15 protein-coding genes are annotated in these 15,883 nt (G+C 52.4%); 6 read left to right on the top strand and 9 right to left on the bottom strand.

Translation table 11 applies throughout. The features are described from left to right. Positions 1 to 111: 111 nt before the first annotated feature. From EG028_RS03790 to EG028_RS03750, 9 genes are all read right to left on the bottom strand, one after another. Complete coding sequence (locus EG028_RS03790) at positions 112 to 1,356, bottom strand: sulfate adenylyltransferase subunit 1 (protein ID WP_120515533.1); 1,245 nt, start codon at positions 1,354 to 1,356, stop codon at positions 112 to 114. A gap of 21 nt (positions 1,357 to 1,377) precedes the next feature. Then, positions 1,378 to 2,283, bottom strand: coding sequence for a sulfate adenylyltransferase subunit CysD (gene cysD / locus EG028_RS03785; protein ID WP_120515534.1), 906 nt, complete (start codon positions 2,281 to 2,283; stop codon positions 1,378 to 1,380). Between the two features lie 21 nt (positions 2,284 to 2,304). Further along, positions 2,305 to 2,994 carry a phosphoadenylyl-sulfate reductase gene (locus EG028_RS03780; protein ID WP_120515535.1) on the bottom strand — a complete coding sequence of 230 codons (690 nt, stop codon included), beginning with the start codon at positions 2,992 to 2,994 and terminating at the stop codon, positions 2,305 to 2,307. Between the two features lie 444 nt (positions 2,995 to 3,438). Further along, positions 3,439 to 3,855 (bottom strand): RrF2 family transcriptional regulator, encoded by a 417-nt coding sequence (locus EG028_RS03775; protein ID WP_120515536.1) that lies wholly within the window; start codon positions 3,853 to 3,855, stop codon positions 3,439 to 3,441. A gap of 173 nt (positions 3,856 to 4,028) precedes the next feature. After that, positions 4,029 to 4,745 (bottom strand): 4-hydroxy-tetrahydrodipicolinate reductase, encoded by a 717-nt coding sequence (dapB, locus tag EG028_RS03770; RefSeq protein WP_120515537.1) that lies wholly within the window; start codon positions 4,743 to 4,745, stop codon positions 4,029 to 4,031. Between the two features lie 20 nt (positions 4,746 to 4,765). After that, positions 4,766 to 5,437, bottom strand: a complete 672-nt coding sequence (locus EG028_RS03765; protein ID WP_120515538.1) for a DUF5683 domain-containing protein — start codon at positions 5,435 to 5,437, stop codon at positions 4,766 to 4,768. Continuing rightward, complete coding sequence (locus EG028_RS03760) at positions 5,427 to 6,344, bottom strand: ParB/RepB/Spo0J family partition protein (RefSeq protein WP_120515539.1); 918 nt, start codon at positions 6,342 to 6,344, stop codon at positions 5,427 to 5,429. Before EG028_RS03760 ends, EG028_RS03765 begins: the two co-directional genes overlap by 11 nt. Further along, positions 6,328 to 7,149 (bottom strand): ParA family protein, encoded by an 822-nt coding sequence (locus tag EG028_RS03755; protein ID WP_120515540.1) that lies wholly within the window; start codon positions 7,147 to 7,149, stop codon positions 6,328 to 6,330. The genes EG028_RS03760 and EG028_RS03755 overlap by 17 nt, the downstream gene beginning before the upstream one ends. A gap of 45 nt (positions 7,150 to 7,194) precedes the next feature. Next, positions 7,195 to 7,875: a metal-dependent hydrolase gene (locus tag EG028_RS03750; protein ID WP_120515541.1), complete on the bottom strand. Its 681-nt coding sequence runs from the start codon at positions 7,873 to 7,875 to the stop codon at positions 7,195 to 7,197. Between the two features lie 238 nt (positions 7,876 to 8,113). Between EG028_RS03750 and EG028_RS03745 the strand changes: the two genes are divergently transcribed. The 6 genes from EG028_RS03745 (at position 8,114) to EG028_RS03720 (ending at position 15,881) form a co-directional block, all read left to right on the top strand. Then, the gene (locus EG028_RS03745) at positions 8,114 to 9,394 is read left to right on the top strand and encodes a metallophosphoesterase (RefSeq protein ID WP_120515542.1); all 1,281 of its coding nucleotides are present in this window, start codon (positions 8,114 to 8,116) and stop codon (positions 9,392 to 9,394) included. Between the two features lie 21 nt (positions 9,395 to 9,415). Next, on the top strand, positions 9,416 to 10,372 hold the full coding sequence (locus tag EG028_RS03740) for a hypothetical protein (protein ID WP_120515543.1): 957 nt from the start codon (positions 9,416 to 9,418) through the stop codon (positions 10,370 to 10,372). A gap of 196 nt (positions 10,373 to 10,568) precedes the next feature. Continuing rightward, positions 10,569 to 11,180: a porin family protein gene (locus tag EG028_RS03735; RefSeq protein ID WP_120515544.1), complete on the top strand. Its 612-nt coding sequence runs from the start codon at positions 10,569 to 10,571 to the stop codon at positions 11,178 to 11,180. 159 nt (positions 11,181 to 11,339) lie between these two features. Next, positions 11,340 to 13,742: an endopeptidase La gene (gene lon / locus EG028_RS03730; RefSeq protein WP_120515545.1), complete on the top strand. Its 2,403-nt coding sequence runs from the start codon at positions 11,340 to 11,342 to the stop codon at positions 13,740 to 13,742. A gap of 260 nt (positions 13,743 to 14,002) precedes the next feature. Further along, positions 14,003 to 15,094: a type IX secretion system protein PorQ gene (gene porQ / locus EG028_RS03725; protein WP_120515546.1), complete on the top strand. Its 1,092-nt coding sequence runs from the start codon at positions 14,003 to 14,005 to the stop codon at positions 15,092 to 15,094. A gap of 16 nt (positions 15,095 to 15,110) precedes the next feature. Next, complete coding sequence (locus EG028_RS03720; RefSeq protein WP_120515547.1) at positions 15,111 to 15,881, top strand: ABC transporter ATP-binding protein; 771 nt, start codon at positions 15,111 to 15,113, stop codon at positions 15,879 to 15,881. Positions 15,882 to 15,883: the final 2 nt, after the last annotated feature.

Raw genomic sequence — 15,883 nt, 5'->3', positions numbered from 1 at the left:
GATGGAACTTAAAATCGGTTAACTACAATGGCAACCTGATAAGAAATGATGTAAAAAAGTAAAGCCGGGCAATGATGCGCCGGCTTTTTTATTTTAGTTGACAGATGGTCCTTATTCCACGAATCCTACCGCCACGGTGGCATTGCTGAACTCGTCCACCAGAATGAACGTGCCATTGGCCGGGTTTATTGCGTATGCATCGGCAAACACGGGCTGGGCGGTCTTCAGGGTAATGCGCCCGATGTCGTTCAGGCCCATGTCTGTTTTTTCTTCGGTGCGGTTCGTCGTTACCTCGGTTACGCCCAGTATCTGTTGCACTTTCGCCTTGATGCGGTTGGCGCCGTGCTGGAGCAGGTAGGTTTTGCCGGGTGACAGCTTCTGCTGGTCCATCCAGCAGATCTGCGCGATGATCTCCTTGCGGCCTTCGGGCACCCTGTCCGGGGTGGCCAGCAGGTTGCCGCGGCTGATATCGATCTCATCTTCCAGCGTGATCACCACGCTGTCTCCCGCATGTGCGGCAGAGAGCTGTTGTTCGAACTTTTCGATGCTTTTTATTTTGCTGCGTTGCCCGTTGTGCAGGGACACGATCTCTTCGCCTACATGCAGGCTGCCGCTGGCCACTTTGCCGGCGAAGCCGCGGAAGTCGTGGTATTGCTCGTTTTTAGGGCGTATCACGTACTGTACGGGGAAGCGGGCCGGGTGCTGGCGGTCTTCGTCATCGAAGGCGATCTTTTCCAGGTAATCCAGCAGAGGCAGGCCTTTGTACCAGCTGATCTTTTCGGTGCTGGTCACCACGTTTTCGCCATACAGGGAAGACATGGGCACGATGCTTACTTCTTTTCCTTCGTAGAAGGAGCCTTTCAGCAGCTGCTGGAAATCTTCCGTGATCTGGTTGTAACGGGTTTCGTCATAATCCACCAGGTCCATTTTGTTGATGCACACCACCAGGTGGGGGATGCGCAGCATACAGGCGATGAAGAAGTGGCGGTAGGTCTGCTCCACGATGCCTTTGCGCGCATCGATGAGGATGAGCGATACCTGGGCGGTGGAAGCGCCGGTCACCATGTTACGGGTGTATTCAAAGTGGCCGGGCGTATCGGCGATAATGTATTTGCGGTTGGGTGTGGAGAAGTAGATATGCGCCACGTCGATGGTGATGCCTTGTTCGCGTTCGGCGATGAGGCCGTCCGTGAGCAGGGAAAGATCGGTGAAGTCCAGCCCCTTGCGTTTGCTGGCTGCCGTGAGGGCTTCCATTTTATCCTGGGTGATGGATTTGGTGTCGAACAGGAGGCGCCCGATGAGGGTGCTTTTTCCATCATCTACACTACCGGAGGTGGTTATACGTAAAACGTCCATGTTACAATTCGTTGTTCGTGATTAAAAGTATCCGGCCTGTTTGCGTTTTTCCATCGCGGCTTCGGAGCGTTTGTCATCTATCCTCGCGCCTCTTTCAGAGATCTTGGCGGCGAGTATTTCCGTGATGATGTCTTCCAGCTTGTCTGCTTCGGACAGTACCGCGGCGGTACAGGTCATATCGCCCACCGTGCGGAAGCGTACTTTTGTGCGGAAAGGCACTTCTTCTTCGGTGGTGTTGAGATATTCGGAATAAGGCCAGTACATCCCGTCGCGCTCGATGATCTCGCGTTCGTGGGAGAAATAGATAGAAGGAATGGCTAGATTTTCCTCGCGGATATAATTCCATACGTCCAGTTCCGTCCAGTTGGAGATGGGGAACACTCGTACGTTTTCGCCGATATTGATCTTTCCGTTCAGGTGGTCGAACAATTCGGGGCGTTGTATTTTGGCGTTCCACTGGCCAAACTCGTCGCGCACGGAAAATATCCTTTCTTTGGCGCGGGCTTTTTCTTCATCGCGTCTTGCGCCGCCGATGCAGGCGTCGAACTTCAGTTCTTCAATGGCATCGAGGAGGGTAACGGTCTGGAGGGCGTTGCGGGAAGCATATTTGCCGGTTTCTTCTTTCACTTTACCCTGGTTGATGCTGTCCTGTACATTACGTACGATCAGCTCCAGGCCGAGGGTTTCCACGAGCCAGTCGCGGAACTGGATGGTTTCGGGGAAGTTATGACCAGTGTCTACATGCAATAAAGGAAAAGGGATCTTTCCCGGGTGGAAGGCTTTCTGGGCCAGGCGTACGAGGGTGATAGAGTCCTTGCCGCCCGAGAACAGGATGGCGGGCTTTTCAAATTGCGCTGCGGTTTCACGGAGGATGTAGATTGCCTCATCTTCCAGTGCCCGCGGGAATTGCCATTGAATACTACTCATTATCTTGCTATTATACTTAATCTAACTACTGTGAAGGCCGCATTCTTTTTTCGAGGTTTCCCACCACCAGCGGCCGGCTCTTGGGTGTTCCCCGGGTTCTATGGCACGGGTGCAGGGTGCGCAGCCGATGCTGATAAAACCTTTGTCGTGCAGTTTGTTATACGGCACATTATTGTCCTTCAGGTATGCGGTCATCTCTTCGAAAGTCCAGTGGATGAGCGGGTTGTATTTCCACAACTGCCTGCCTTCATCCCACTCCAGCGCGGGCATATCATGACGGTTTTCGCTTTGTTCGGCGCGCAGGCCGGTGATCCAGACCTTTGTGCCTTGCAGGGCGCGGTTGAGGGGCACTACTTTACGGATGTGGCAGCATTCCTTACGGTTGTCCACCGATTCGTAAAAGCTGTTCGGGCCTTTTTCCTTTAACAGGGCTTCCACAGCGGCTGTTTCAGGGAAATAAACCTCAAAATGCTGTTTGTAGCGGGCGAGGGTGAGGTCCATGAGGTCATAGGTTTCCTGGAAGAGGCGGCCGGTATCCAGCGTAAATACGCGGACGGGCAGCCGGTTTCGCCAGATGATGTCTGCCAGCACCTGGTCTTCCTGACCAAATGAAGTGGAAAAAGCGACTGCGCCGGGAAATGTATCTGTTAATATGCGTATTCCTGCAGCAATATCCTTTTGTTGGGCCACCAGCCCTGCTAAATCTTTCATAAAACTTCCTCTCGTTGCCTGACAACAAAAATACATAAAACCTATAAAAAAGATAGACTAAAATGAGGAGTGTGGGAAAAAAATTAAAAAGAGCCCCGGATTCCGGGGCTCTTGCAACTTTCCTGGGGAACGTTTTTTTATCATCAAACTCTCTGAAAAGCAGATTAAAAAGTATACGCGTTAACAAGGGTAGGGGCAGGGCCGCTATTTCCATTGCAACAGGTATACCTGGTAAGATATTTTCCAGGTGTATCAGTACCTAGTACATTGTAAGCCACAAAGTTATCGGAGCTGGAAACGCTTTACAATACCTAGTTATGAGTATTTTTTATGGGAGCGCCATTAACAATTGGACCGCAGTGGAGGGGGCTGTTCCGGGGGCATTAACATAAAAAAAGGGAAAGACCCACGGCCTTTCCCTGCTTATAAACCCATATAACGATGTTAATCCCTGGTCAGAATATCTTTGAGGGACTTGTTTTCCAGTAATTTAAGGGTGGCGTCCCTTACTTTGCTCATGACCTCGTGGAGGCCGCAAATGGCTTCGTCCTTGCAATTCTCGCAGCGCTCGTAATAATTGAGGCTCACGCAGGGCAGCAGGGCGATAGGGCCGTCGAGCAGGCGGATAATACGCGCCAGGGGTATTTCCTTGGGCGTACGCATGAGGTAATACCCTCCGCCTTTGCCTTTTTTACTTCCTAAGATACCGGCATTTTTCAACTCCAACAGAATGTTTTCCAGGAACTTGATGGAAATACTCTTCTCAGCCGCGATCTCGGAGATCAGAATGGGGCCTTTGTCAACATTTTCCGCCAGGTAGATTAATGCGTGGAACGCATATTGTGTTTTTTTAGACAACATATTCGTTGATGCTCCTTATTGTTTTTTTTGCACTCCCAAAACACAAATATAACAAAAAGCTGCCGTTTTTGCAGCCCACTGCCGAACGCTGTACGGACCCCGGAGGGGAAATGTTCAACGCAAAGGCGGGGAGCCGGCGCTCCGGACCAGCCACTGCCGGCATTTTGAGGCCGTTACAGGCTCAGCACGTCTTTCATCGTAAAGATGCCTTTTTTCCCTTTCAGCCATTCGGCCGCCGTTACAGCCCCGGCTGCAAAGCCTTCGCGGGAGTGGGCGGTGTGGATGATGGTAATATCGTCTATCGGGGAGTGGTAGTTGATAATGTGGGTGCCGGGCGCGGGATCCACTCTCCGGGACTCGATGTACAGTTCCTCGGGGTTCGTGGTATGTTGGTTCACCCAGGCCTTTTTACCGGGCAGCGCGTCCACGATCTGCTCCGCAAGGGTGATGGCGGTGCCGCTGGGGGCGTCTTTTTTCTGGGTGTGGTGGATCTCCTCCATATGCACATTGTACTGGGGCTGGGTGCCCATCAGCTCGGCCAGGCGACGGTTCAGTTCAAAAAAGATGTTTACGCCGATGCTGAAATTGCTCGCGTAAAGGAATGCCTGGTGTTTTTCAAGGCATTGGGCCTTCACTTCGGGCAGTTTGTCCAGCCAGCCGGTGGTGCCGCAAATCACGGGCACGTTTGCATCGAAGCATTTCAGGATATTGTGGTAAGCCGTTTCGGGGGTGGTGAACTCAATGGCCACATCCGCCTGGGAAAGGTTCTCTTTTTCCAGCAGCTGCGGGCTGTTGATGTCTATGCGGTGTACGATTTCGTGCCCGCGGCCCTGGGCGATGGCTTCAATGGCTTGGCCCATTTTACCGTATCCGATCAATGCTATTTTCATATCTGTGTAAATAAGGTGATTTATCTGATTGCCAGGCCCTGCGGTTTGTTTTTACGCGGGCTGAGGGAAATGTTGACCCCGATGCCGAGGGTGCGGTTGTTGATCAGCCGGGGGCCTATGCGCATGCTGAGGTCATTGCTGATGTCGAACTGCCGGAGGTGCGCAAATACGGTGGCATCCACGATATTGAGCGCATAAGCGGCTACGAACACCAATACGGAATAATCGACGTACTGGCGGTATGCATCACGAAGATAACGAAGGTCGCCATCTGTATAAAGCGGGTACTTGTCTTTGTATTCCGGGTTGTTCTGGTTCGCCACGCGGATGCGGTAAGCATCCCTGAACTCCTTGTATTTGTCCATATTCCAGATGAATACGCCGGTGCTCACGCCCAATGCAGCGTATACGAGCGGTACTTTCCAGTAATCGCGGTTGTAGATCTGGCCGAGGCCGGGTAATACAGCGGAATAAAAAGCGGCCTTGCGGGGGCTGTGAAGAGGTTTGTAATTGGCCAGCAGGGTGTCTACGGCGGACTGCGCGGTATCTTTTTCCGCCACGGCGTTACGGCGCAGCAGGGAATCCCTCACTGGTTTATTCACCGTGGTGTCCTTCTGCGCATAACTGTTAATGGCGGGTAAAATGAACAGGCACAAAAGGAAGCATACCAGGTACCCTGATCTATTTTTCACCGTATAATGATAATTTTTCCAGGATTGCGTCCAACTCCTCGTCTGAATAGAACTCGATATTGATGCTGCCTTTACCGGCCTTGCTCCTGTCCAGGTGTACTTTGGTGGAGAAGTGAGTGGCCAGGTTGTCCTGGATCTTCTGGTAAGCGGGCGGCAGGTTGCTTTTAACGGGTTTTTTCGCGTTCCCTTTGTCTATATGATTCACTTTCCGCACCAGTTCTTCTGTCTGGCGTACGGAAAGGCCGTTCTTCATGATCTCCCCGAAAATGTAGAGTTGTTTTTCCACGTTTTCCACGCCGATGAGGGTGCGGGCGTGGCCCATACTGAGTTTGTTGTTGCGCACGGCCACCTGGATGTCCGGCGGCAGTTTCAGCAGGCGGATGTAGTTGGTAACGGTGCTGCGTTCTTTGCCCATGCGCTCGGCTACCTGTTCCTGGGTGAGGTCTATCTCTTCCATCAGGCGTTTGTAGCTAAGGCCGATCTCAATGGCGTTGAGATTTTCGCGCTGTAGGTTTTCCAGCAGGGCTAGTTCCAGGAGCTCATGATCGTTTGCCTGGCGAACGTAGGCCGGAATGTCTTTCAGGCCCGCCATTTTACTGGCGCGGAAGCGGCGTTCGCCCGCGATGAGCTGGTATTTTTTGCCGATGCGGGAAACCGTGACCGGCTGGATGATATCGTGCAGTTTGATGGACTGGCTCAGTTCCTGTAAAGCCTGCTCGTCAAAATCCCGGCGCGGTTGCTTGGGATTGATCTCAATCTGGTCCAGCGGGATCCGCTCTATGCCGGTAGCCTGGGCTACAACGGTATCGCCCAAAGCGCTGGTGGTTTGCTTCAGGTCTGTGTCTATGTTCTGTAACAGCGAGCGGATGCCTTTCCCCAACGCCTCTTTCTTACTCGGATTGGTCATCGTTTATTGCAAGGATTTTATCTTCGGTTTTGATCTTGGTAAAGTTATGCTTTTGCAGTATTTCCTTTGCCAGGTTCAGGTAGTTGATCGCGCCGGTGCTCATGGCATCGTACATGATCACGGATTTACCGAAGCTCGGCGCTTCGCCCAGCTTGGTATTGCGGTGAATGATGGTGTTGAATACGCTTTCCTCGAAGTGTTGTTTCACCTCGTCCACGACCTGGTTACTGAGGCGCAGGCGCCCGTCGTACATGGTCATCAGGATACCTTCTATTTCCAGTTCTATATTCAGGCGGCTTTGTACGATCTTGATGGTATTGAGCAATTTGCCCAGGCCTTCCAACGCGAAGAATTCGCATTGCACGGGGATGATCACGGAGTGGGAGGCCACCAGGGCGTTCACGGTGATCAGGCCGAGGGAGGGGGAGCAGTCTACGATAATAAAGTCGTATTCGTCTTTGATAGGATCGATCACCTGCTTCATCACCCTTTCCCTGTTCGGGTGGTTGATGAGCTCCAGTTCCGCGCCTACCAGGTCTATATGGGAGGGAAGCACCTTCAGGTTCGGGGTATCCGATTCCAGCACCACGTCGCGGGCCTGTACATCGTTTACCATACAGTCGTACAGGCTCTGCTGGATGTTGCGCAGGTCAAAGCCCAGCCCCGTGGTGCTGTTTGCCTGAGGGTCTGCGTCTACGAGCAGTGTTTTGTACTCCAATACGGCCAGGCTGCTGGCGAGGTTGATAGCGCTGGTGGTTTTTCCGACGCCCCCTTTCTGATTGGCGATTGCGATAATTCTAGCCATTGTTCTGTCTTAAATTCTAAGGTTGAATAGGATAATAGGAATCAATTAAACGTCAATAGTTTCTCCGATCGCCGGCAGCAGCAGGGTAAGCCCCGCCGCTTCAAACTGACGGACCGCATCCGCTTTATCTATCTTGATGTAACCAAAGGTGTCGTAATGTACCCCGATGATCTTACTGCATTCTATAAATTCGGCCGCTATCACGGCATCTTCCACGCCCATCGTAAAGTTGTCCCCGATGGGCAGGATGGCATAGTCCAGCTTCGCCCAGCGCGGTATCAGCTCCATGTCGAATGTAAGCGCGGTATCGCCGCTATAATGGAAATTGCCTTCTTCTGTGATAAAAATGAACCCCATCGGGTTGCCGCCGTAACTGCCGTCGGGCAGGCCGCTGCTGTGATGGGCCACGGTACATTTCACCGTCCCGAAATCAAACGCCCATTTGCCCCCTGTGTTCATCGGGTGCACCTTCTCATGCCCCTGTTTGCCCACCCACTCGGTCAGCTCAAACGCCCCCACTACGGTAGCGCCGGTACGTTTTGCCAGGTCCATCAGGTCCGCCACATGATCGCTGTGCCCGTGCGACACAAAAATGTAATCCGCTTCAATACGATTTACATCTATTGAACGGGCCAGCTCGTTGTGCGTGATAAAGGGGTCAAATACGATCTTTTTGCCCTTGATTTCCACCGCAAAGCTGGAATGGCCGTAATAGGTGAACTTCATATTGTAATAATAAATTATAATAACCTAATCGGACAAAAATACAACCAATCTCCTAAATACGGGCCACGCCCCGGATTTATTTATTCACACAGCGCCAGTGGGGAAAAGTAGCCTTTTTTGCCCCGTTTTGCAATTTTTCAGTCAGAAGATCGTCTACCTACCATATAAGTCGCCCCGAACCGGCGGTTTGTGGTAAATTTGCGGTTCGATTTTTTAAACCAATGATTGTAAGCTATTTATGAGAGCTGGACCGAATCTTTTCTCCTCCATCATCCTGATCCTCGTGATGGCCGCTATGGACACCTACGTCTTTATGGCCCTCCGCACCCTCGTTGTCAATCTTTCCCCAAAATGGAAAGTGCTGATATTCAGTATATACTGGCTGGCTTCCGCCATGGTGATATTTTCCATCGTCTTTTACTCCCGCATTCCCTGGGAAAAGTTCATGGAAGCCCGTTCTTATTACCTCACCTTCGCCTTCGGCCTGTTCTTCGCCAAAGCGCTCATCGTCGTGTTCCTCCTGGCCGATGACGGCCGCCGCGCCGTTATGTGGGTGTACGAACGTTTCAGCTCCGCCCCCGCAGCCGCCGCGGCCGATGGCAACAGGGAAGTGACCGGCATCACCCGCTCCCAGTTCCTCATGAAATCAGGCTTCCTCCTCGGCGGCACCATGCTGGGCACCCTGCTGTACGGCCTCAGCAACAAATACAACTACCACGTCCGCAAGATCCGCCTCACTTTCAACAACTTACCGGCCGCTTTCAAAGGCCTGAAGATCGTGCAGATCTCGGACGTCCACTCCGGCAGCTTTACGGACAAAGCCGCCGTTATAAAAGGGATTGAGCTCATCAAAGCCCAGAAGCCCGATCTTATCCTCTTCACCGGTGACCTGGTGAACGACAAGGCGGACGAAATGAACGACTACCTCCACGTCTTTAACCAGTTACAGGCGCCCATGGGCGTCTATTCCACCCTGGGCAACCATGACTACGGCGACTATTACCCCTGGCCGGACTACGACGCGGACCGCAAAAGCCAGCTGAAAGTGGCCAACCTGGAACGCCTCAAAGCCATGCACGGCGAAATGGGCTGGAAACTGCTGATGAACGAACATACCGTATTGGAAAAAAACGGGGATAAAATTGCCCTGCTGGGGGTGGAGAACTGGAGCGCGAATCCCCGCTTTCCCCGCAAAGGCGACCTTGCCGCGGCCTACGCCGGCAGCGAAAACATTCCCTTTAAAATACTCCTCTCACACGACCCCACCCACTGGGACGCCCAGGTGCGCCCGGACTACCGGGACATAGACCTGATGCTGGCCGGCCATACCCATGGCATGCAGTTCGGGCTGGAGATACCGTTTTTTAAGTGGAGCCCCGCCCAGTACATCTATAAACAATGGGCGGGCATGTACCAGGACGGCAAACAACGGCTGTATGTGAACCGCGGTTTCGGCTTCCTCGGCTACCCCGGCAGGGTAGGCATCATGCCCGAGATCACGGTGATTGAACTGGTATAAAGTTTGGTTATATTGCAGGTGATGAAAAGCCCCTTTCTCATTATCCTGACTATTGTGATCACCTCCCTGCGGGTGATGGGGCAAAGTGCTGCCGACCTGCAGGACCTGGCGGACCTGGAAAGGCAACTGGATTCGCTGCTGAACAGGCAGCCGAAGAATGAATGGGTGTTCGGTCTTGGTTTTGGGAACAATCCCGCGTACGGCGGCAAAACCACGGATGCTTTCAGGCCGGTGAACATGAAATCTTTTTTATCGCCGAACGTTTCCTACAATCATAAAAGCGGGTTGTATGCCTCCACTTACGCGTATTACCTGCTCGGCGCGGAGCAGCGCCCCTGGTTTGAACTGGACCTCAACGCCGGTTACGACTACACGAAACACCGCAACTTTATAGCAGGTGGCTCTTACACAAAATATTTCTACCGCGATTCAACGGATGTGCCGCCCACACCGATCACGAACGAACTGTTCGCGTACTTTTTCTGGCGCAAATGGTGGCTGGAACCCGGTATCAGCTTAGATTTCGGATGGGGCAAATATAATGAGACGGACGGGCGGAACAGTCTTTCCGTCAAAGGCAACGACTTCAATATCATCCTGGACGTACGCCATCCCTTCATATTCCTGGACGTGCTTAAAAAGAAAGACGCCGTGTTACTGATGCCAGTGGCTTCCCTCACTTCCGGCACCGCCAAATATTTCAGCAACCTCAAAAGTTTCAGATACGTCAGCCGCTCGAACATCGCGAAAAAACAGGGCAAGGGCAGAAGGCGCAGGCCGGATATGGACGTGCCCGTTGAAACCGCGCTCAGCGACGGCAGCGCATTCCAGCCGCGCGCGGTGGACCTGGGCGTGAGAGCATCCTACATCATCGGCAAAGTGGCTATCTCCCCGTCGTACACCGTGTTTAAACTCTTCCAGGGAGAAGATACCTCTATCACCGGTTACTTCACCGCCAGCATCAGCGTTACCCTCTAGATATCTTTAAGCCAATTTTAATTGTTTCCTCAAACTATCCTGGCATCGCCTGCGTTATTCCCCGTGAAAAGTATTTAGCATGACTTTTGTATTATCCGTAGGGGTCAGGGATTTCTCCCGCGTCTTATGGATGGAAATGAGCTCATTATCAAGACAAACCAGCACAAATAGGACTTAACCTTAAACAAATCAATGTATGAAAAAACTGTTTTTCGCCTTAGCAGTCATCACTTGTGTAACCGTATCCACCACTGCCAACGCTCAAAAGTTATTACGCTTCGGTATCAAGGGAGGCGCCAACCTCGGCAAATTAGACGGGACAGGTTATGACGACGCATTTAAACTCGGCTACCATCTCGGCGCTTTTGCCCAGATCAACCTGATGAAAGGTTTTGGTATCCAGCCCGAACTGATCTTTTCTTCCACCAAAACAGAAGTAACTTCCGATTTCGATGACGTATACGACATCGACCAGCTGAAAGAAGACAAACCGAAACTCAATTACCTCAGCATTCCCGTACTCGCGAACATAGACCTGGGCTCTCCCCGTTTTAAATTACAGGTAGGCCCCCAGTTTGGTATTATGACCAGTAAAAAGACCAGTGTGTTCGAAGAAGGGAAATCCGCTTTTAAATCCGGGGAATTTTCCGCGGTGGGCGGTCTCTGGCTGCAATTACCCATTGTAAATATCAGTGCCCGTTATGTGATCGGTATTTCCGACGTGAACGACGTTACTTTTGAAAACACGACTTCTCCCGAAAAATGGAGGAATCAGTCGATTCAACTGGGTGTAGGTATTACATTATAAAAAGTGTACCTACAACTGAGCGAGACCGCACCCGCAAGGGGCGGTCTTTTTTATTATCTTTCAGCATGGCACCCAATTTGACTATATAGGTATACTCTTTAATTGGGGGCATTTTGAGGGGAGAGACTGACAATATGTCCCGGTACTTAAAACTGACAGATGAATACATTTTTCTTAGGCAATACAGAAGAGGAAATGGAGTTTATGCCCATTATTCCTCTGAATGAAGATGGCGAAGGGCAGGAGGACGACAAGATCCCGGAGGAACTGGCGCTGTTGCCGCTGAGGAACACCGTGTTGTTTCCGGGTGTGGTACTGCCCATCACCGTTGGCAGGGACAAGAGCATCAAGGCTGTAAATGATGCGTACAAGACTGACAAAATGATTGGCGTTGTAGCGCAAAAAGACAGTAATATCGAAGAACCCGGCATTACCGATCTTTCCGATGTGGGCACTGTGGCCAAGATCGTAAAACTGATCAAAATGCCGGACGGCGGCACTACCATCATCATCCAGGGCCGCAAACGTTTCAAGATAACCAGCATACTCACCGAAGATCCTTATTTCAAGGCCAGCTACGAGCTGATGCCGGACGAAATGGAGGAAAACGATTCCGAGTTTGACGCCTATGTGTCTTCCATCAAAGACCTGGCGGCGCAGATCATACAGCTTTCGCCGAATATTCCTTCCGAAGCGAGCATTATCCTCAAAAACATTGAGAACGCTCCTTTCCTGATACACTTTGTGAGCAGCAACCTCAACAGCGAGGTAAAAGACAAACAGCGGCTGCTGGAGATCAACAACCTGCGCGTACGCGCGGAGCTGCTGATGAAACTGCTGCAGGTGGAACTGCAGCTGGCTGAGCTGAAGAACAAGATCAACAACAAAACCAAACAGGACCTGGACAAGCAGCAGCGGGAATATTTCCTGCAGCAGCAGATGAAAAGCATCAAGGAAGAACTGGGTGGGGACAGCAACGACCGCGAGGTGAAAGAAATGCAGCGCAAGGCCGAGCTGAAGAAGTGGCCGGAATCCGCCAAAGAGCTTTTTACCAAAGGCATAGAAAAGCTGGAGCGTATGCACCCCAGCACCCCGGACTATTCCGTGGTGTACAACCACCTGGACCTTATGCTGGACCTGCCCTGGCACGAGTTCACCAAAGACAGCTACGACCTGAAAAAGGCTAAAAAGGTGCTGGATAACGACCATTATGGGATGGACAGGATCAAGGAACGTATCCTTGAATACCTGGCCGTGCTGAAGCTGAAAGGTGATATGAAATCGCCCATCCTGTGTTTTGTAGGCCCTCCCGGTATCGGTAAAACTTCGCTGGGGCGCTCCATTGCAAACGCCATCGGCAGAAAGTACGCAAGGCTCAGCCTCGGCGGCCTGCACGACGAAAGCGAGATCCGCGGTCACCGTAAAACATACATCGGCGCTATGGCCGGCCGTATCCTGCAAACCATCCGCAAGGTGAAATCCGGCAACCCCGTGATGATCCTCGATGAGATCGATAAGATCGGCAACGACTTCCGCGGAGATCCCGCCAGCGCCCTGCTGGAAGTGCTGGACCCGGAGCAGAACAGTACCTTCTACGACAACTACCTGGAGCTGGAATACGATCTCAGCAAAGTGCTGTTCATCGCCACGGCCAATAATATCAACGCCATCCCTCTCGCGCTGCGCGACAGGCTGGAGATCATAGACCTGAGCGGTTATTCCATCGAGGAAAAAGTGGAGATCGCCAAAAGGCACCTGCTGCCCAAACAGAAAGAAGCGCACGGCCTCAAGGATTACAAGTTCACTTTTGCCAACAAAGTGATCGAAAAAGTGATCGCCGATTACACCCGCGAAAGCGGCGTGCGTGAGCTGGACAGGCAGTTTGCCGCCATCATGCGTTCCCTGGCCAAGGACGTGGCCATGGGCACGAAACTGAAAGACACCGTTTCCGAAGAAAGGGTGATCAAAGCGCTGGGCAAACAGAAATACAGCAATGAAATATACAAAACGGGCAACCCGAGCGGCGTAGCCGTGGGCCTCGCCTGGACGTACGTGGGCGGGGACATCCTGTTCATCGAGTCCAGCCTCAGCGAAGGCAAGGGCGACCTGAAGCTCACGGGCAACCTGGGGAATGTGATGAAAGAATCAGCCGTGACCGCGCTCAGCTATTTACAGGCAAACGCGGCCACCTACAAGATCGACCCCAGGATGTTCCGCGACAAAACCATCCACGTGCACGTGCCGGAAGGCGCTGTGCCGAAGGACGGCCCCAGCGCCGGCGTGACCATGCTCACGGCGCTCACCTCGGCCTATACCGGCCGCCGCGTGAAGCCGTACCTGGCCATGACCGGCGAGATCACCCTCCGCGGGCAGGTATTGCCGGTGGGCGGCATCAAGGAAAAGATACTGGCGGCCAAACGCGCCGGTATCAAAGAAGTGATCCTATGCTGGCAGAATGAAAAAGACATCCAGGACATCAATCCCGACTATATAAAGGGGCTGAAGTTCCATTATGTAAGAGAAATGAACCAAGTGCTCGAAACTGCGTTATTAAAGAGATAGGAAGCACGGTCAGTCATTCCTGGCAGGCCATGCAACCAAGTTCACTTTTTTATAATAAGTGAGCGCATGTTGATTGTTTAAGGGTTTGAATAAAGCCGCCTTTGATGGGCGGCTTTGTTCTTTTTGGTACTATTTTACCATTTCTTCTCCTATAACGATCCTATAACGATCGTATATCTATCCTATAAGGTTCGTAGTACTACGGCTTTTCGTTAAAATAGCATGCATTTATTGTAACTTACCGTCCGCAAAAGTTACCATTGAAACACCGCTATTTCCTCATATTACTGTTATTATCGTCCTATGCCAGGGCCCAGGTACTGGGAGGGAGGCAGACATTCGCTTTCCTGGACCTTCCGCCGAGCCCGCAGATCACCGCGCTGGGCGGTATGACGGTGAGCCAGCAGGGGAAAGATCTGAGCCTTGGGCTGATGAACCCCGCACTGCTGCGGCCTTCCATGCATACGCAGCTCCAGGTGGGATATTCCGGCTATGTTGGCGGCGTGAAATATTCCAACTTTGCTTTTGCCTACCATGTTCCCTCCATCGCCACCACATTTGCCACCAGCATCCAGTACACCGGTTACGGCGAAATGACGCATACGGATGCGGCCGGGAATATCCTGGGCAGTTTCAGGCCGGTGGACTTCTACTGGCAGGTAAGCGCCTCCCGCCAATACCTTGAAAAATGGCAGTACGGCATCAGTATCAAATACATCCGCTCGCGTTACCTCGATTTCAGGGCTACCGGCATCGGCACCGATGTGGGCATTGCTTTCAGGGATACCGCCAGCGGCTGGCAGGCGGGCCTGCTGGCGAAGAATATGGGCACACAGTTCACCCGGTATACCGCCGGCGAGCGCGAGGGTCTTCCCTTTGACCTGCAGGCAGGCGTGAGCAAACGGCTGAAACATGTGCCGCTGCAGTTATCCGCCACCCTTCACCACATTTACCAATTCGATATACGTTACGCGGACCCCGCATCGGAGGAAAACATCGTCATCGAAAACGGCGATACCATCCGGAGGAACGGCGGCACGATGGACAACGTGTTCCGGCATTTTGTGCTGGCCGCACAATTCGAGATCGGCAGGTACGTGGAAGTGACCGCGGGGTACAACCACCTGCGGCGGCGGGAACTGGCCCTGGACAATGCGGGCGGGCTGAGCGGGTTTTCATTCGGCCTGGGCGTGATCGTTCAGAAAATACAACTCCGGTACGCACGCAGCTGGTACCAGCGGGCCATCGCATTTAATCACGTCGGCCTCAGTATTCCGCTCAATCAATGGACAGGATTCGGTAAATTCGGTGACCGCATCGGCTGGAAGCCGGACGAAGCCTATACTTTATAAAAGAGAAAAAAACAATATGCAGCCTATTATTTCTATCAGGGATCTCAGGAAAAATTACGGAGACAAACAAGTGCTGAAAGGCATCACCCTTGACATATTTCCCGGCCAGATCATCGGTTATATCGGTCCGAACGGTGCGGGCAAGTCCACTACGGTAAAGGTGCTCATCGGCCTGCTCAGTGATTTTGAAGGAGACGTGAGCATCCTGGGGAAAGACCTCCGGCAGGATACGCTGTCCATCAAAAGCCTCATTGGTTACGTGCCTGAAAACGCGGAGATCTATGAAGTGCTCACGCCCATGGAATACCTGTCGTTCGTAGGCAAACTCTATGAACTGGAAGACGACATCATCGAAGAAAGGGCCACGCGGATGCTCCAGGCCTTCGGCCTGCTGGAAAACAAAGACCAGCGGATGGATACCTTTTCCAAAGGGATGCGCCAGAAGGTGCTCATCACGTCCGGCCTGCTGCACAACCCGCAGATCGTAGTGCTGGACGAGCCGCTTTCAGGCCTCGATGCAAACGCCGTGATCATCGTCAAAGAGATCATGACCCTGCTGAAAAAAGAGAACAAAACCATCTTTTACTGCTCTCATATGATGGACGTGGTGGAAAAAGTATCGGACAGGATCGTGCTGATAGACGAAGGCAGCATCGTGGCGGACGGTACCTTCAGCGCCCTGAAGGAATCCGGCGACGAAACGCTGGAGCAGATCTTCGCGCGCCTCACCGGTAAACAGCAGCACAGCACCAGCGCGGATGCATTTATCAACGCCCTTGGCCAATAAAC

Source organism: Chitinophaga barathri (genome assembly GCF_003807585.1).
In the GTDB taxonomy this organism is placed as follows: domain Bacteria; phylum Bacteroidota; class Bacteroidia; order Chitinophagales; family Chitinophagaceae; genus Chitinophaga; species Chitinophaga barathri.
The sequence above is the reverse complement of the archived record's forward strand: the minus strand, read 5'-3'. Positions and strand labels throughout refer to the sequence as shown.